The following is a 17,457-nucleotide window of genomic DNA, read 5'->3' as shown; positions in this document are numbered from 1 at the left end:
GCATAAAAAGTGAATATTTTTACGCAAAGCGGCATCCGGCGGTATGAAAACCAGAAAGAGTATGCATAGGCCAAATATAATTCTGGAATTGTGATCGCTCGCGAAATTTCCTGACCGTTTTCGCCCTGCATCAGGGCAACGCGCCTCAGAATGGTGCAAAAATTGCACCGTCGGGAGCCTCTGTCGCAGTTATTGGTCAAACCCGCTAACAGCGGGCCAAAATTCTGCTACCATCCCTGCACTATTCACCTTGCACTGGCAGCGACTATGAAATTTGTCTCTTTTAATATCAACGGCCTGCGCGCCCGCCCACACCAGCTTGAAGCGATTGTTGAGCAACATCAGCCTGATGTTATTGGCCTGCAGGAGACAAAAGTTCACGACGATATGTTCCCCCTCGAAGAGGTGGCGAAACTGGGCTACAACGTCTTTTATCACGGCCAGAAAGGTCACTACGGCGTGGCGCTGCTGACCAAAGAGACACCGGTTTCCGTGCGCCGCGGCTTCCCGGGCGATGACGGTGAAGCGCAGCGTCGCATCATCATGGCGGAGATCCCCTCCCCGCTTGGCAATATCACGGTGATCAACGGCTACTTCCCGCAGGGCGAAAGCCGCGACCATCCGACCAAGTTCCCGGCTAAAGCGAAGTTCTATCAGGATCTGCAGGACTACCTGACAACTGAACTGAACAAAGAGAACCCGGTGCTGATCATGGGCGATGTCAACATCAGCCCGACCGATCTGGATATCGGCATTGGTGAAGAGAGCCGTAAGCGCTGGCTGCGCACCGGCAAATGTTCATTCCTGCCGGAAGAACGCGAGTGGATGGATCGCCTGATGGGCTGGGGCCTGGTGGATACCTTCCGCGCCGCCAACCCGGACACGCAGGATCGTTTCTCGTGGTTTGACTACCGCTCAAAAGGCTTTGATGACAACCGTGGCCTGCGCATTGACCTGCTGCTGGCAAGCGCGCCGCTGGCCGAGCGCTGCATCGAAACCGGGATCGACTACGACATCCGCGGTATGGAAAAGCCGTCTGACCACGCGCCGGTGTGGGCGAAATTTAAGCTGTAATTCTGTGTGAACATTCGTAAAACGCTTTTCCTGTGCGCCCTTCTGGGCGCATTTGCGCTGGCGTGGGCCTGGCTTCCACCGGGCGTGCTCTCCCTGAACGCCATACAAACCCACCACCAGTCGCTGCTCGCGGCGAAAGCACAGGCACCGCTGCAAAGTGCTGCGCTCTTTTTTGCGATCTATACGCTGGTGTCGGCGCTCTCGATCCCCGGCGCGGCGATCCTGACGCTGCTCGGCGGGGCGCTGTTCAGCCTGGGGGAAGGCCTGGTGCTGGTCTCGTTTGCCTCGACGCTCGGGGCTACGCTGGCGATGCTTGCCAGCCGCTACGTGTTACGTGAGTGGGTCCAGCAGCGCTTTGCCCGGCAGATGTCCACGATTAATGCGGGTATGGACCGCGATGGCGCGCGCTATCTTTTCGCCCTGCGCCTGATGCCGCTGTTCCCGTTTTTCCTGGTTAATCTGCTGATGGGGCTGACGCATCTCAGCGTGCGGCGCTACTGGTGGATAAGCCAGCTTGCGATGCTGCCCGCCACGGCTATCTTTCTTAATGCCGGGCGCGAGCTGGGAAAACTGACCAGGCCTGGCGATATTCTGTCGCCAGGCCTGGTATTCGCCCTTACACTACTGGGGTTATTGCCGCTGGTTACCCGCTGGCTGTTTTCTCGTTATCCCCTTTCATCAAAAAAGTGAGGCATTATGCGCCGTGTGCGTTTTTGCGCGTTTCTTACCGGCCTGCTGATGGCGGCCCCCGTCTTTGCCACCGACGACTGGCAAACCCTCCAGCACGAGGCCCAGGGCCAGACCGTCTGGTTTAATGCCTGGGGCGGCGACCCCGCGGTGAATCGCTACCTTGACTGGGTGAGCGACGAAATGAAAACGCATTACGCCATCACCCTTAAGATCGTGCATCTGGCGGATGCCGCCGATGCGGTGAAACGCATTCAGACCGAGCATGCCGCCGGACGCACCACCCGCGGCTCGGTTGATCTGCTGTGGGTGAACGGCGAAAACTTCCGCACGCTGAAAGAGGCTAACCTGCTGCAAACCGGGTGGGCGCAGGCGCTGCCAAACTGGCGCTATGTCGATACCCGCAAACCGGTGACCGAAGATTTTGCCATCCCGACCGAGGGCGCAGAATCGCCGTGGGGCGGCGCGCAGCTGACCTTTATCGCCCGCAAAGCCAGCATGCCCGTGCCGCCGGAAGATCCTCAGGCCCTGCTGGATTACGCCCGGCAGCATCCGGGTAAAATCAGCTATCCGCGTCCGCCGGATTTTACCGGTACTGCGTTTCTGGAGCAGTTGCTCCTGACGCTCACCCCACGGCCTGAGGCACTGCGCAACGCCCCCGATGATACCTTTGCCGAGGTCACCGCCCCGCTGTGGCGCTATCTCGACCAGCTGCATCCGCTGCTGTGGCGCGAAGGGAAAGATTTCCCGCCGTCGCCCGCGCGCATGGACGCGCTGCTCGCCAGCGGCAGCCTGAACCTCTCGCTGACCTTCAACCCGGCGCACGCCCGGCAAAAGGTTGCCAGCGGCGAACTGCCTGACGATAGCTACAGCTTCGGTTTTCGCGACGGCACGATCGGCAACGTTCATTTTGTCGCCATACCGGCCAACGCCCGCTCGGGCGCAGGCGCGAAAGTGGTCGCCAATTTCCTGCTCTCTCCAGAGGCGCAGATCCGCAAGGCCGATCCGGCAATCTGGGGCGATCCGAGCGTCCTCGATGCCCGTACCCTTCCCGCAAAAGCAGCGCAGAGGCTTGCCGCACACACGCCTGCGGGCCTGCCCGCAATGCTTGCCGAGCCGCATGCCGCCTGGGTTAACGCACTGGAGCAGGAATGGCTGCGCCGCTACGGCACGCGTTAAGCGCCCTGGTCTGGCTGGCGATGGCGGTCATCTATCTGCCGATGCTCCCGGCGGCGGGCTTACTGCTGGCGCCGGCGTTCAGCCCCGACAACTGGCTGTCGCTGATGAGCGATCCCCAGTTGCCGCAGGCACTGGCCGCCACGCTGGTCTCGGCATTGATTGCCACGCTCGGCGCGTTGTTTATCGCCCTGAGCCTGGTGACACTTCTCTGGCCCGGCGAGCGCTGGCGGCAGTTGAGCAGCCGCCTGCCGTGGCTTTTAGCCATTCCTCACGTGGCCTTCGCCACCAGCGTGCTGCTGACCTTTGCTGAAGGCGGCCTCTTCTATCAAATTTGCGCGCTGTGTACCGCGCAGATGGACCGGTACGGGATCGGCCTTGGGCTGACGCTTGCCGTCAAGGAGAGCGCGTTTGTGCTGTGGATGCTGTACGCCGTACTGTCTGAGCACCCGCTTGCGCAGCAAAAACTGGTGTTACAGACCCTCGGCTATGGCCGCCTGCAGACGCTGCGTCTGCTGATCCTGCCGACCATTGCCCCTGCGCTGGGCGCCGTAATGCTGGCCGTGCTCGCCTGGTCGCTCTCCGTGGTCGATGTCGCCATCGTTCTGGGGCCAGGCAACCCGCCGACACTGGCGGTGCTGGCGTGGCACTGGCTGAGCCAGGGCGATGCCCAGCAGCAGGTGAAAGGAACGCTGCTGTGCGTGATCCTGCTGGTGCTGCTGGCCGTACTGGCCGCGATGGGCTATGGCATCTGGAATACCTGGCGGCGCACGCTGCCGGATTTGTCCGGCATACGGCGGGCATCACACGCCCGACTCCCCCTCAGCGCGGGGGCCGGGTTTCTGCCCGGCTGCGGCGTGCTTTGCGCCGCGGTGCTGGTGATGCTGGCGCGCTATCGCGAGGTCGACCTTGCCCTCTACACCACCAGCCTGTCGCTTGGCCTGCTATCCAGCCTGCTGGCGCTGGTCATCATTTTTTTCTGGCTCGAATGGGGGCCGCAACGCCGCGCGTTGTGGGTGTGGCTTCCGCTGGCGCTTCCCGCACTGCCGCTGGTTTCCGGCCAGTATGACCTTGCGCTACGACTGGGGATGGACGGACAGTATACCGCCGTCCTGTGGGGCCACCTTTTGTGGGTGGTGCCGTGGATGTTGCTGATTCTGCAACCCGCGTGGCGCAGGCTTGACCCGAGGCTGATCCTGACGGCCAAAACGCTCGGCTGGCGTCGGACTAAAATTTTTGTTCTGCTGAAATGCCCCCTGCTGATCCGGCCTGCCCTGCTGGCGTTTGCCACGGGCTTTTCGGTGAGCATGGCGCAATACATGCCGACGCTCTGGCTGGGTGCGGGGCGCTACGCCACGCTGACCACCGAGGCCGTCGCACTCGGCAGCGGCGGCAGTGTCCCGGTGCTGGCAAACCTGGCGCTGGGCCTGCTGCTGGTCACCGGCAGTATATTTGCTGCCGCCGCGCTGTTATCCCGGCTCGCAGGCCGCTACCGCAAAGGACTACGCTAGTGCTGAAAATAGACAACCTCACCATTGAGCCGCTTTTTCGGCAGGTCAGTTTCTGCGTCCCGCCAGGGCACATCGTCACGCTGATGGGCCCCTCCGGCTGCGGGAAATCGACGCTGTTTTCCTGGATGGTGGGCGCGCTGTCAGCCGATTTTCAGGCGCGCGGCGAACTGTGGCTGAATGGCCGCCGCTGCGATACCCTGCCCGTGGAACAGCGTGGGCTGGGCATTCTGTTTCAGGATGCCCTGCTGTTCGATCACTTTAGCGTCGGGCAAAATCTGATGCTGGCCCTCCCGGCCCGGATCGCCGGACGCGCCCGGCGCGAGGCCGTCCAGCAGGCGCTGGCGTCTGCCGGTATGGCGCACCGCTACGCCAGCGATCCGGCTACGCTTTCTGGCGGGGAGCGCGCCAGAGTAAGCCTGCTGCGCGCCCTGCTCGCCGAACCGCAGGCCCTGCTGCTTGATGAGCCGTTCAGCCGCCTCGACAAGGCGCTGAGGGAATCTTTTCGGGAATGGGTCTTTGATGCCGTTCGCACCCGCAATATTCCGGTGGTGCTGGTTACCCACGATGAAGAGGACATCCCGCCTGACGGTGAGGTGATTGCGCTTTCCCGCTGGCAATAATGTGCTAACGCAATGTTTTTTGTAACCGGAGAGAGGACAATGGCGCACTCTTTTACTGACGTCAGGTTTTACGATGAAACGTGTTTCTCAACTGACCGCGCTGGCCCTGCTTTGCGGCCTCGCCTCTTTCTCCTCCGTTGCGGCTGATATGGCCACTTCACTGACCCTCGCCCAGCTTCAGCAACAGCATGGCGCGGCGATCGATACCCGCCCGAGTGCATTTTATAACGGCTGGCCGCAGACGCCGGGTGCATCCTCCGGGCATGAGCCTGCCGCCCTGAACCTTTCGGCATCCTGGCTTGGGGCGATGAGCGATGACCAGCTCAGCGCCTGGGCGAAACAGCACCATCTGACACCCGCCACGGCGATTGCCCTCTACGGCAGCGACAGTGACAATCAGGCCGTACAAGCGCGCCTGGAAAAAGCGGGCTTTACCCACGTGTCATTGCTGAGCGATGCCCTGACGCACGCCGATCGTCTGCAACGTTTGCCGCATTTTGAGCAACTGGTCTATCCCGAGTGGATCCATAATTTGCAGCAGGGTAAGCCCGTCACTGCCGCCCCGGCGGGCGACTGGAAAATAGTTGAAGCCGCCTGGGGCGCGCCGAAGCTCTACCTGCTGAGCCACATTCCCGGCGCGGGCTACATTGACACCAACGATGTGGAAAGCGAGCCGCTGTGGAACAAAGTGTCGGACGACAAGCTGAAAGCGCTGCTGGCCAAAAACGGTATCCGTCATGACACCACCGTGATTCTGTATGGTCGCGACGTGTACGCCGCCGCGCGCGTGGCGCAAATCATGCTGTACGCCGGCGTGAAGGATGTGCGCATTCTCGATGGCGGCTGGAAAACATGGTCCGATGCGGGGCTGCCCGTAGAGCGTGGTATGCCTGCGAAGGTCAAACCCGCGCCTGACTTTGGCGCACCGATCCCCGGCCAGCCTCAGCTGATGGTGGATATGGAACAGGCCAGAGGGATGCTGCATCGCCAGGACGCTTCGCTGGTGAGTATTCGTTCATGGCCGGAGTTTATCGGCGAAACCAGCGGCTACAGCTACATCAAGCCAAAAGGTGAAATCGCCGGGGCACGCTGGGGCCATGCGGGCAGCGACGCTACGCACATGGAAGACTTCCATAACCCGGACGGCACCATGCGCAGCGCCGATGACATTGCCGCCATGTGGAAAACGTGGAACATCCTGCCGGATCAGCACGTGGCGTTCTACTGCGGTACCGGCTGGCGCGCGTCAGAAACCTTCATGTACGCGCGCGCAATGGGCTGGAAAAACGTCGCCGTATACGACGGCGGCTGGTACGAATGGAGTGCCGATCCGAAAAACCCGATCGTCACCGGTGAGCGCGGGCCTGAAAGCGTTCGCTAGCGGATAAGTGACTTCAGCGTCACGTAGCCGCTCCAGATGCGCGTTGTGGTGGTCAGCCAGCACAACGCGCCGAATACCCACGCAAACAGCGTGAAGTGTGCCGGGAACAGGCAGCACAGCACGAACAGCGCGATAGTCTCCGTTCCTTCCGTTAACCCGCCAATATAGTAAAACGACTTGTGCGCATAGCCCGGGTTATCAATGTTGTGCTTCGCCGCCAGCGCGGCAAACGCCAGAAAGCTGCTGCCGGTACCGATAAAGGCGAACAGCAGCCAGGCGGCGGCCAGCGCATTTTCTGCAGGCGCGGCAAGGGCAAAGCCAAACGGCACCAGCGCGTAGAACAGAAAATCGAGCGCGATATCAAGAAATCCTCCAGCATCACTCAGCCCTCTGCGGCGCGCCAGCGCACCGTCCAGTCCATCCATAAGCCGGTTTACCAGAATGGCAAACAGTGCCGCCGGGTACCAGCCCAGCGCCAGAAACGGCAGCGCCAGTACCCCCACCGCAAACCCGACCAGGGTTACGCCATCTGGCGTAATAAAAGGCTTGTCTAGTGCGGCGACGAGCGTGTTCAACATCGGTTTGATGCGCGGGTGCAGGTGGCGATCAAGCATGGGGGGTCTCTTTAACGATGGCGCACAGCCCCTGGGACGGAATCTCCAGGGCGGCATTGAAGCGGGCTGACAGATTCTGGAAGGCGATCAGCGCCGTCATCTCGGTGATGGCCGCATCGGAAAAGTGGCGATGCAGACGCTGTTTGAGCTCATCATCCACCCGAGGCGGCGTAGCCGTTACCGCCTCGGCATACGCCAGCGCGGCGCGCTCCTCCTCGCTGAACAGCGCAGAATGGTACCAGTCGCTGACAGCCTGTGCTTTATCCAGCGCTCCCGCACGCTCGGCCAGGCGCAGGCTGTTGGCATCAATACAGAATGCGCAGTGGCAAAGCTGGGAGACGCGGGTCATCAGCAGAGAACGGAGCACCGGGCTGAGGCGCGCCTTGCGCCGTTCAAGAAAACCGACAAACAGCGCCACCAGCCAAAACAGAGGCGGCATGCGCGCCCACCAGCGCGTGGGGTTCAGCACCGCGCCGAAGTGTTTCTTCTGCATGGCGGCAATCGGTTTTAGGCTGACGGGAAGGTTTTTGACGGGTGCAACCCAGGTGGTTGTCTCTTTCACCTGCTTCTCCTGATGACTGGACTCTTTCAAAGGGCACGATAATATGTCGTTTTTCTTTACCAATCATTGATGACCATGCTGAAAATAGTCGATGTCGTTGCGGCAATTATCGAAAAAGACGACAAAATTTTACTGGCCCAGCGACCGCCACATGCCGATCAGCCCGGGATGTGGGAATTCGCGGGCGGCAAAGTCGAGGCCGGTGAAACCCAGCCTCAGGCGTTGATCCGCGAGCTGCGCGAAGAGTTGGGTATCGACGCCGAACCGGGGGTATATGTCGCCAGCCACCAGCGTGAAGTGTCGCAGCGGATTATCCATCTGCATGCCTGGCATGTTCCCGCCTGGCGCGGAGAACTCACCGCACACTATCACAGCGCGCTGGCGTGGTGCTCTCCCGAGGAGGCCTTGCGCTACGCCCTTGCACCTGCGGATATCCCTCTGCTTGAGGCCTTTATGCTTTTACGCGCCGCCAGACCAGCGGGTTCGTGCTGATAGTGCGTTCATCGCGCTGGCACTGCAACAGCACGCCGTCCGCTTTAACGACCGCGCCTTCCGAGTAGTTTTGATCCTGATAGATGCAGCACTGGTTACAGGGCTGCGCACGCTGCCCCCCGGAGCTGAACACCTCTGGCGGGACGTTTACCTCCACGTCCGGGCGAATACGGTCGGCCTGCGCCGTTGCGGACAGAAGCGCGAGTAAGGCAGTGGCGATATAACGGTTCATAGACGGTTCTTCCTGTTGTGTCCTGATAATGACTATAACGGTAAACCCGGGCCGAACCTTTAATTTATCTCATCATCGTTTTTTATTATGACCCGAGGCGGATAATGAATTTCCCTTTCGCGACAAATTTCCGCTTGCCTCGGCGGGCCGTGCGGGTGGTATAGTCGAAAAAACAACACAAATCGCATAAGCCATTATACAAACGATTATAAGAGGTTCTTATATCTATGGATCAGACACGCTCTCTGGACAGTTTCCTTACCCATGTTCAACAGCGCGACCCGCATCAGAGCGAGTTCGCGCAGGCCGTTCGTGAAGTCATGACCACCCTGTGGCCTTTCCTTGAAGCGAATCCGCGCTATCGTCAACTGTCCCTGCTGGAACGTCTGGTAGAGCCAGAGCGCGTGATCCAGTTTCGCGTGACGTGGGTAGACGATCGCAATCAGGTGCAGGTTAACCGCGCATGGCGCGTGCAGTTTAACTCCGCCATCGGGCCGTTTAAGGGCGGGATGCGCTTCCACCCTTCCGTCAACCTTTCCATTCTGAAGTTCCTTGGCTTTGAGCAGACCTTCAAAAACGCCCTGACCACCCTGCCGATGGGCGGGGGTAAAGGCGGCAGCGATTTCGATCCAAAAGGCAAAAGCGAAGGTGAAGTCATGCGCTTCTGCCAGGCGCTGATGACCGAGCTGTATCGTCATCTTGGTCCGGACACCGACGTGCCAGCCGGTGATATCGGCGTGGGCGGTCGCGAGGTCGGCTTTATGGCCGGCATGATGAAAAAGCTCTCCAACAACAGCGCCTGCGTCTTTACCGGTAAAGGCCTGTCGTTTGGCGGCAGCCTGATCCGCCCGGAAGCGACCGGCTACGGCCTGGTCTACTTCACCGAAGCGATGCTCAAACGCCACGGTTTAGGGTTTGAAGGTATGCGCGTGGCCGTCTCCGGCTCCGGCAACGTGGCGCAGTATGCGATTGAAAAAGCGATGCAGTTTGGCGCACGCGTTATTACGGCCTCTGACTCCAGCGGTACCGTGGTGGACGAAGCAGGCTTTACGGCTGAGAAGCTGGCTCGCCTGTGCGAAATCAAAGCCAGCCGCGACGGGCGCGTGGCCGATTATGCCCGCGAGTTTGGCCTGACCTATCTCGAAGGCAAACAGCCGTGGTCAGTGCCGGTGGATATCGCGCTGCCGTGTGCCACGCAGAACGAACTGGACGTGGACGCTGCGCGTACCCTGATTGGCAACGGCGTGAAGGCGGTGGCAGAAGGCGCAAACATGCCAACCACCATTGAGGCAACGGACCTGTTCCTGGACGCGGGCGTGCTGTTTGCGCCAGGAAAAGCCGCGAACGCGGGCGGGGTTGCCACCTCCGGCCTGGAGATGGCGCAAAACGCCGCGCGTATGGGCTGGAAAGCGGAGAAAGTCGACGCGCGCCTGCATCACATCATGCTGGATATCCATCACGCCTGCGTGGAGTACGGCGGTGAGGCATCCCAGACCAACTACGTGCGCGGTGCCAATATCGCCGGTTTCGTGAAGGTGGCGGATGCGATGATTGGGCAGGGTGTGATTTAAGATTTCAGGCCGAATCGCCGTAGAGGCCCGGTAAGCGTTAGCGCCACCGGGCTTTTTTTGGCAGGCGGCTGCGCCTTACCCGGCCTACGGTTTAAGAGGCTGCCGCGCTCTTTTTCTTTTTAAACGGCTTCTTCGCGCCGCCGCCTGGCGCAACCATTCCCCGGAAGCGCTTCACCGGCGTGCTGCGCGCCTGGTCGATCAACTGATACAGCGTCCCGACCAGTGGCTGCATAAAGTCCTGATAGCGGCACTGCTTTTCACTGATTTGCGTCAGCACCGATTCCCAGTGCGCGGTCATGTCCGGCCTCGCAGCCAGCTCCGGCAGGGAGTGGATCAACGCCCTGCCCGGTTCCGTTGAATGAATGTAGCGCCCTTTTTTCTCGAGGAAGCCGCGTTTAAACAGCAGCTCGATGATCCCCGCGCGGGTCGCTTCCGTCCCCAGTCCGTCGGTGGCCCGCAGGATCTTCTTCAGATCTTTGTCCTGCACAAAACGCGCGATACCGGTCATCGCCGACAGCAGCGTCGCATCGGTGAAATGACGCGGCGGCTGGGTCTGACGCTCCACCACTTCGCCTTTCTCACACAACAGTTCATCGTCTTTTGCCACCACCGGCAGCGGCGTGCCGTCGTTTTCTTCGTCACGCTCTTTGTTGCCCAGCAGCGTGCGCCAGCCCGCTTCCGCCAGGAAACGCGCTTTAGCGACAAATTTGCCTTTGGCGATGTCGAGTTCAATCACACATTTGCGGAATACCGCATCCGGGCAGAACTGCATCAGGTACTGACGGGCCACCAGGTTATAGACCTTTGACTCGTTTTCCGTGAGATTGACGTTGCTGGTGCGCGCCGTCGGGATGATGGCGTGGTGGGCATCCACCTTTTTATCGTCCCAGCAGCGGTTACGGGTATCCGGGTTCACAGCAGGCTGCGGCAGCAGGTCCGGCGCGTGGACGCCAATCGCGTTCATCACCGCGTGACGCCCGGCAAAATGTTCTTCCGGCAGATAACGGCTGTCCGAACGCGGATAGGTGATAAGTTTATGGGTTTCGTAGAGTTTCTGGCAGATGTCCAGCACGTTCTGCGCGCTCAGGCCAAAGCGTTTGGCGGCCTCAATCTGCAGGGCAGAGAGCGAAAACGGCAGCGGCGCGGGTTCTGATTCCCGTTTATCGTTATAGCTGGTGACGATAGCGGGCTGACCGGTAATGCGGTTAACGACGTGCTCCGCCAGCGGACGGTGCAGCAGTCGCCCCTCTTCGTCCTGATAAGATTCGCACGCATCACTCGGCTGCCAGACGGCGGTAAACCGTTCGTCCTTCGGGGTAACGATGTGCGCTTTCACTTCGAAGAAATCTTTGGCGACGAAGTTTTCGATCTCTTCATCACGCCGTACCACCAGCCCCAGTACCGGCGTCTGAACGCGCCCGACGGAGAGCACGCCCTGATAACCCGCGTTGCGCCCGAGAATGGTGTAGGCGCGGGTCATATTGATGCCATAGAGCCAGTCCGCACGCGCACGCGCCAGCGCCGAGACGCACAGCGGGATAAATTCGCTGTTGGCGCGCAGACGCGTAATTGCACGCTCCACCGCCTGCGGGTTGAGGTCGTTGATCAGGCAGCGCTGCACCTGCTGGCGTTTTTCCGGGGCCAGCTCAAGATAATCCAGCACCTCGTCCACCAGCAGTTGCCCTTCCCTGTCAGGGTCACCCGCGTGGATGACTTCAGACGCCTCATGCAGGAAGCGCTTGATGACGTTGAGCTGTTTGGTCACCGAGGGACGGGGCTGCAACCGCCATTTTTCCGGCACGATGGGCAGGTCATTGAGGTTCCAGCGGGCATAGCGGCTGTCATAGACGTCCGGCTGCGCCTGCTCGAGCAGGTGACCGATACACCAGGTCACCACCTGCCCGTTTCCGCATTCGATAAAGCCGTCGCCTTTGCGATGCGGTTTAGGCAGCACATCGGCAATGGCTCGGGCCAGACTTGGCTTTTCGGCAATAAACAACCGCATCGAATTAACGGATCTCAATCATCGGACGGCCACCGCGGGCGGTAACCAGCTCGCCGATCGCCGTCAGGGTGATGCCAAACTCAGCGGCGGTCGCCTGTACATCCGCTTCTGCTTCCGGCGTGACCGCCAGCAGCAGGCCGCCGGAGGTTTGCGGATCGCACAGCAGGTCGCGCCACGCCTCAGGCATCTCACCCATCAGATGACCGTAGCTGGCGAAGTTACGCTGCGTACCGCCCGGTACCGCGCCCTGCGCAATGTACTCTTCCACGCCCGGCAGCTTCGGCACGTCCTGATACCAGACCTGCGCCTGCACGCCTGCGCCCTGACACACTTCGCTCAGGTGACCGAGCAGGCCAAAGCCGGTGACGTCGGTCATGGCTTTCACCCCGTCGATGTTGGCAAACGCCGCACCGGCCAGGTTCATCTGACACATCACTTCCGTTGCCAGACCGATATGCTCCGGCTTGAGCAGCGATTTCTTTTCGGCGGTGGTCAGCACGCCAATGCCCAGCGGCTTGGTGAGGAACAGTTTGCAGCCCGCCTGCGCGGTGCTGTTGCGCTTCACGCGCTCGGTCGGCACCACGCCCGTCACGGCCAGACCAAAAATCGGCTCCGGCGCATCGATAGAGTGCCCTCCCGCCAGCGCAATACCCGCCTGCTGACAGGCAAAACGTCCGCCTTCGATTACGTCGCGGGCAATTTCCGGCGCAAGGGTGTTGATCGGCCAGCCCAGGATCGCAATCGCCATGATCGGCTTGCCGCCCATCGCGAAGATATCGCTGATGGCGTTGGTGGCCGCAATGCGCCCGAAATCAAACGGGTTATCGACAATCGGCATAAAGAAATCGGTGGTGCTGATAATGCTGGTGCCGTTCCCCAGGTCATATACCGCTGCATCGTCACGCGTTTCGTTGCCGACAAGCAGGTTCGGGTCGACAAACTTCGCCTGCTCACTGTGCAGGATGGTTTCCAGCACCTTCGGGGAAATTTTACAACCGCAACCGGCTCCGTGGCTGTATTGCGTTAAACGAATGGTTTGCTCGCTCATGGACATCTCCTGTCATTGCAATCGCGCTATGGTAGCGCTCATTCCATAAAGAGGTAAGTATGACTGTCTGAATTCTGCGGCGGATGCTCAGAATCCAGACAGTTTAGCGCGGGGAATTAAAAACGGCTGACGAAAGGCGAGGTATCCGGCACGTTTATGCTGCTGGAGGCTTTAAGCTGCGGCGTGCCGAGATAGAGTAAACCGACAATTTTATCATGCTCACCGCAGGATAACCCCTCGCGGACGGCGGCACTTTCGGTCAGCGGACCGGTACGCCAGATGCCGTTAAAGCCCTGGGCAAGCGCGGCCATTTGCATCGCCATGACCGCGCAGCCCGCGGACATCTCCTGCTCCCAGACGGGCACTTTATGGTCAGGCTGGCATTTCGCCACTACGGCGATAATCATTGGTGCGCGGAATGGCCCGCTGCGCGCTTTCTCGATGCCCTTCTCATCCTGACCTGCTGCCACGGCCCCTTTTTCCAGCAGGGCGCTGAAGCGCTCGCGTCCTTCACCTTCAATAATAAAGAAGTGCCACGGCTGAAGGGTGCCATGATCCGGCGCACGCAGGCCGGCACGCAAAATATTTTCCAGCTGCTCCCCCACAGGGGCCGGTTCGGCCAGGCGGGAAGCGCTACGACGGTTAACGAGCAGTTCAAGTGCGTCCATTGGTTAACTCCTGTCTTGAAATTTGCTCACAAAATTAACACGGCAGCAGATTTTGTTACAGCGCGGCAGGCGATTCCTGCTGACAAGAGGCGGTTGGGTCATTACGATAACCCCACATTGCCGTCTCGTGTCGACGGAAACAGTCATTTTCTGGTTAGGGAGAATACATGCGAACCCTTTGGCGAATCTTTGCCGGTTTCTTTAAATGGACGTGGCGACTGCTCAACTTCGTCCGCAACCTGGTGATGAACATTTTCTTCATCTTCCTGGTGCTGGTTTGCGTAGGCATCTGGATGCACATCAGCAGCACAAGCCAGGCACAGCATGCAACGCGCGGTGCGCTGCTGCTTGATATCACCGGGGTGATCGTGGATAAACCATCCACCAGCAACCGCCTGGGCGTGATTGGCCGCCAGCTGTTTGGCGCAACCTCCGACCGCCTGCAGGAAAACTCCCTGTTCGATATTGTGGACACCATCCGTCAGGCAAAAGACGACCGCAACATCACCGGTATCGTGCTCGACCTGAAAGATTTTGCCGGGGCCGATCAGCCGTCGATGCAGTACATCGGCAAAGCGCTGCGCGAATTCCGTGACGCCGGTAAGCCGGTGATTGCCGTCGGCGACAGCTACAGCCAGGGGCAATACTATCTGGCAAGCTTCGCCAATAAAATCTGGCTCTCGCCGCAGGGCACGGTTGACCTGCACGGCTTCGCGACCAACGGCCTATACTACAAATCGCTGCTCGACAAGCTGAAAGTCACAACCCACGTCTTCCGCGTCGGCACCTATAAATCTGCCGTTGAACCGTTCATCCGTGACGATATGTCGCCTGCGGCTCGTGAAGCGGACAGCCGCTGGATTGGCGAGCTGTGGCAAAACTATCTGGGAACCATCGCCGCGAACCGTCAAATCACCAAAGAACAAGTCTTCCCTGGCGCGCAGGGCGTGCTGGACGGCTTGCGTAAGGCCGACGGTGATACCGCCAAATATGCTCTCGACAACAAACTGGTCGATGCGCTCGGCTCAAGCGCTGACGTTGAAAAAGCGCTGACCAAACAGTTTGGCTGGAGTAAAGAGGACAAAAACTACAGCGCCATCAGCATGTACGATTACGCGGCGAAAAAACCGGATGACAGCGGTGACAGCATCGCGGTGGTCTTTGCTAACGGCGCGATTATGGACGGCCAGGAAACGCCGGGGAACGTGGGCGGCGATACGACCGCATCACAAATCCGCGATGCGCGCCTCGATCCGAAGGTAAAAGCGATTGTTCTGCGCGTAAACAGCCCAGGCGGCAGCGTCAGCGCCTCTGAGGTGATCCGCGCCGAGCTGGCCGCCGCGCGTGCCGCAGGCAAGCCGGTGGTGGTCTCGATGGGCGGAATGGCAGCATCCGGCGGCTACTGGATCTCCACGCCTGCGAACTACATCGTGGCGAACCCCAGCACGCTGACTGGCTCAATTGGTATCTTCGGGGTCATTAACACCGTTGAAAACAGCCTGGATTATCTCGGCGTGCATACCGATGGCGTCGCCACTTCACCGCTGGCCGATGTTTCGGTGACCAAGTCCCTGCCACCGGAAGTTTCGGAAATGATGCAGCTCAGCATTGAGAACGGGTACAAGCGCTTTATCACCCTGGTTGCAGACTCCCGTAAAAAAACGCCAGAGCAGATTGACCAGATTGCGCAAGGCCACGTCTGGACCGGTCAGGATGCGAAAAGCAACGGTCTGGTAGACAGCCTGGGTGATTTCGATGACGCCGTGAAAAAAGCGGCAGAGCTGGCAAAACTCAAGCAGTGGCATGTGGACTATTATCAGGACGAGCCATCGTTCTTCGATATGGTGATGAACAGCATGTCCGTTTCCGTGCGCGCGATGCTGCCTGAAGCGATGCAGGCTTATCTGCCTGCGCCTGTCGCCACTGCGGCAAAAGCGATGAAGGCGGAGAGCGACAAACTCGCGGCCTTTAACGACCCGCAAAGCCGTTACGCGTTTTGTCTGACCTGTGCTAACGTCCGTTAAATTCGTCCCCTCTTCCATGAAGAGGGGATTTTTCGTTTAAGCAACAGAATTCAACCTCATGCAGAAGAAATCGATTTACGTCGCCTATACCGGCGGTACCATTGGTATGCAGCGTTCCGAAAACGGCTATATTCCGGTCTCCGGCCATCTCCAGCGTCAGCTTGCCCTGATGCCGGAGTTCCACCGCCCGGAAATGCCTGACTTTACCATTCACGAGTATGCGCCGTTGATGGACTCCTCCGACATGACGCCGGAAGACTGGCAGCATATTGCGGAAGACATCAAAGCCCATTACGACGACTACGATGGGTTTGTGATCCTGCACGGCACCGATACGATGGCCTTCACCGCCTCGGCGCTCTCGTTTATGCTCGAGAATTTGAGTAAACCGGTTATCGTCACCGGCTCACAAATTCCGCTGGCGGAACTGCGCTCGGACGGGCAGATCAACCTGCTTAACTCCCTGTACGTTGCGGCCAACTACCCGATTAACGAAGTGTCCCTGTTCTTCAATAACCGTCTCTATCGCGGCAACCGCACGACGAAAGCGCACGCGGATGGCTTCGACGCGTTTGCGTCCCCCAACCTGCCGCCGCTGCTTGAAGCGGGCATTCATATTCGTCGTCTTGGCACCCCACCGGCACCCAATACCGCAGGCGAGCTGATCGTCCACCCGATCACGCCGCAGCCGATTGGCGTGGTCACCATCTATCCGGGGATCTCGGCCGATGTGGTGCGCAACTTCCTGCGCCAGCCGGTGAAGGCGCTGATCCTGCGCTCCTACGGCGTGGGTAATGCCCCGCAAAACGGTGAGTTCCTGAAAGAGCTTCAGGAGGCAAGCGATCGCGGGATCGTGGTAGTCAACCTGACCCAGTGCATGTCCGGTAAGGTGAATATGGGCGGCTACGCCACCGGCAACGCGCTGGCCCATGCGGGCGTTATTAGCGGTTTTGATATGACCGTCGAGGCCACGCTGACTAAACTTCACTATTTACTGAGTCAGGATCTGGACATAGCGTCCATTCGCCGCGCAATGATGCAAAACCTGCGCGGCGAACTGACCCCGGACGAATAAGGAGGCTTTATGAAGCAACGCGCTCTGTTACTGGTCGATTTGCAAAATGATTTTTGTGCGGGCGGCGCGCTCGCCGTCGCGGAAGGCGACAGCACCGTTGACGTGGCGAATACGCTGATCGACTGGTGTAAAGCACGCGGCGAAGCGGTAGTGGCAAGCCAGGACTGGCATCCGGCCAAACACGGTAGCTTTGCCAGCCAGCACAACGCTGAGCCTTACAGCCAGGGTGAACTGGACGGACTGGCGCAAACCTTCTGGCCCGATCACTGCGTACAGCAGACCGAGGGCGCGGAGCTCCACCCGCTGCTCAATCAGAAAGCCATTGATGCGGTGTTCCAAAAAGGGGAAAACCCGGCCATCGACAGCCACAGCGCCTTTTTCGACAACGGTCATCGTCAGAAAACGGCGCTGTACGCGTGGCTGCGGCACCATGAAATCACCGAGCTGATCGTTATGGGGCTGGCAACGGATTATTGCGTGAAGTTCACCGTGCTGGATGCGTTGCAGCTTGGCTACACCGTCAGCGTGATTACCGACGGCTGTCGCGGCGTGAACATTCAGCCGCAGGACAGCGCTCAGGCGTTTATGGATATGGCGGCGGAAGGTGCCACGCTGTATACGCTGGCTGACTGGCAGGAAACACAGGCGTAGGTTTTAAGCCGGGTGGCGGCTGCGCCTTACCCGGCCTACGATTCTGTTTAGTAGGCCGGGTAAGGC

Annotated in this window: 17 protein-coding genes; 11 read left to right on the top strand and 6 right to left on the bottom strand. The window is 59.7% G+C overall.

Annotated elements, in window-relative coordinates; translation table 11 throughout:
• Window positions 1-267: 267 nt before the first annotated feature.
• From xthA to QLG21_RS09300, 6 genes are all read left to right on the top strand, one after another.
• On the top strand, window positions 268-1,074 hold the full coding sequence (gene xthA / locus QLG21_RS09325; RefSeq protein ID WP_088207463.1) for an exodeoxyribonuclease III: 807 nt from the start codon (window positions 268-270) through the stop codon (window positions 1,072-1,074).
• A gap of 6 nt (window positions 1,075-1,080) precedes the next feature.
• The gene (locus tag QLG21_RS09320; protein ID WP_137848416.1) at window positions 1,081-1,764 is read left to right on the top strand and encodes a TVP38/TMEM64 family protein; all 684 of its coding nucleotides are present in this window, start codon (window positions 1,081-1,083) and stop codon (window positions 1,762-1,764) included.
• Window positions 1,765-1,770: 6 nt separating this feature from the next.
• Window positions 1,771-2,940, top strand: a complete 1,170-nt coding sequence (locus QLG21_RS09315; protein WP_137848415.1) for an ABC transporter substrate-binding protein — start codon at window positions 1,771-1,773, stop codon at window positions 2,938-2,940.
• On the top strand, window positions 2,913-4,448 hold the full coding sequence (locus QLG21_RS09310) for a thiamine ABC transporter permease (RefSeq protein WP_137848414.1): 1,536 nt from the start codon (window positions 2,913-2,915) through the stop codon (window positions 4,446-4,448). The genes QLG21_RS09315 and QLG21_RS09310 overlap by 28 nt, the downstream gene beginning before the upstream one ends.
• On the top strand, window positions 4,448-5,068 hold the full coding sequence (locus QLG21_RS09305) for an ATP-binding cassette domain-containing protein (protein WP_137848413.1): 621 nt from the start codon (window positions 4,448-4,450) through the stop codon (window positions 5,066-5,068). The genes QLG21_RS09310 and QLG21_RS09305 overlap by 1 nt, the downstream gene beginning before the upstream one ends.
• Window positions 5,069-5,141: 73 nt before the next feature.
• Window positions 5,142-6,449, top strand: coding sequence for a rhodanese-like domain-containing protein (locus QLG21_RS09300; protein WP_137848412.1), 1,308 nt, complete (start codon window positions 5,142-5,144; stop codon window positions 6,447-6,449).
• On the opposite strand, the gene QLG21_RS09295 is transcribed toward QLG21_RS09300, so the two are convergent.
• Together QLG21_RS09295 and QLG21_RS09290 are read right to left on the bottom strand one after the other, a co-directional pair.
• Window positions 6,446-7,063, bottom strand: a complete 618-nt coding sequence (locus QLG21_RS09295; RefSeq protein ID WP_137848411.1) for a CDP-alcohol phosphatidyltransferase family protein — start codon at window positions 7,061-7,063, stop codon at window positions 6,446-6,448. The genes QLG21_RS09300 and QLG21_RS09295 overlap by 4 nt on opposite strands.
• Window positions 7,056-7,625 (bottom strand): carboxymuconolactone decarboxylase family protein, encoded by a 570-nt coding sequence (locus QLG21_RS09290; protein WP_137848410.1) that lies wholly within the window; start codon window positions 7,623-7,625, stop codon window positions 7,056-7,058. Before QLG21_RS09290 ends, QLG21_RS09295 begins: the two co-directional genes overlap by 8 nt.
• A 75-nt stretch (window positions 7,626-7,700) precedes the next feature.
• On the opposite strand from QLG21_RS09290, the gene QLG21_RS09285 reads away from it, so the two are divergent.
• Entirely contained in the window at window positions 7,701-8,117 is a 417-nt protein-coding gene (locus tag QLG21_RS09285) for a pyrimidine (deoxy)nucleoside triphosphate diphosphatase (RefSeq protein ID WP_280115135.1), read from the top strand.
• On the opposite strand, the gene QLG21_RS09280 is transcribed toward QLG21_RS09285, so the two are convergent.
• Window positions 8,077-8,349, bottom strand: a complete 273-nt coding sequence (locus QLG21_RS09280) for a YnjH family protein (RefSeq protein ID WP_042319595.1) — start codon at window positions 8,347-8,349, stop codon at window positions 8,077-8,079. The two genes, QLG21_RS09285 and QLG21_RS09280, sit on opposite strands and share 41 nt — an antisense overlap.
• 227 nt (window positions 8,350-8,576) lie before the next feature.
• On the opposite strand from QLG21_RS09280, the gene gdhA reads away from it, so the two are divergent.
• A complete protein-coding gene (gdhA, locus tag QLG21_RS09275) occupies window positions 8,577-9,920 on the top strand; it encodes an NADP-specific glutamate dehydrogenase (RefSeq protein WP_058609055.1) in 1,344 nt (447 codons plus the stop codon).
• 91 nt (window positions 9,921-10,011) lie between these two features.
• Here gdhA and QLG21_RS09270 read toward each other — a convergent pair whose 3' ends face one another.
• The 3 genes from QLG21_RS09270 to QLG21_RS09260 all read right to left on the bottom strand — a co-directional run bounded on the left by QLG21_RS09270 (window position 10,012) and on the right by QLG21_RS09260 (window position 13,641).
• The gene (locus QLG21_RS09270) at window positions 10,012-11,925 is read right to left on the bottom strand and encodes a DNA topoisomerase III (protein WP_058609056.1); all 1,914 of its coding nucleotides are present in this window, start codon (window positions 11,923-11,925) and stop codon (window positions 10,012-10,014) included.
• 4 nt (window positions 11,926-11,929) lie between these two features.
• Window positions 11,930-12,973, bottom strand: a complete 1,044-nt coding sequence (selD, locus tag QLG21_RS09265; RefSeq protein WP_058609057.1) for a selenide, water dikinase SelD — start codon at window positions 12,971-12,973, stop codon at window positions 11,930-11,932.
• A 116-nt stretch (window positions 12,974-13,089) separates the two neighbouring features.
• Complete coding sequence (locus tag QLG21_RS09260) at window positions 13,090-13,641, bottom strand: NAD(P)H nitroreductase (protein ID WP_282484276.1); 552 nt, start codon at window positions 13,639-13,641, stop codon at window positions 13,090-13,092.
• Window positions 13,642-13,808: 167 nt separating this feature from the next.
• Here QLG21_RS09260 and sppA point away from each other — a divergent pair, with 167 nt between their 5' ends.
• From sppA to pncA, 3 genes are read left to right on the top strand one after another with little or no spacing between them, the layout of a single operon-like run.
• Window positions 13,809-15,665, top strand: coding sequence for a signal peptide peptidase SppA (gene sppA / locus QLG21_RS09255; RefSeq protein ID WP_282484275.1), 1,857 nt, complete (start codon window positions 13,809-13,811; stop codon window positions 15,663-15,665).
• Window positions 15,666-15,723: 58 nt separating this feature from the next.
• The gene (gene ansA / locus QLG21_RS09250) at window positions 15,724-16,740 is read left to right on the top strand and encodes an asparaginase (RefSeq protein WP_006174816.1); all 1,017 of its coding nucleotides are present in this window, start codon (window positions 15,724-15,726) and stop codon (window positions 16,738-16,740) included.
• Between the two features lie 9 nt (window positions 16,741-16,749).
• Window positions 16,750-17,391, top strand: coding sequence for a bifunctional nicotinamidase/pyrazinamidase (pncA, locus tag QLG21_RS09245; RefSeq protein ID WP_282484274.1), 642 nt, complete (start codon window positions 16,750-16,752; stop codon window positions 17,389-17,391).
• The last annotated feature ends 66 nt before the right edge of the window (window positions 17,392-17,457 follow it).

The organism is Enterobacter sp. V87_3, from assembly GCF_029967835.1.
Classification (GTDB): domain Bacteria; phylum Pseudomonadota; class Gammaproteobacteria; order Enterobacterales; family Enterobacteriaceae; genus Enterobacter; species Enterobacter cancerogenus.
This window is presented reverse-complemented; position numbering and strand designations above follow the sequence as displayed.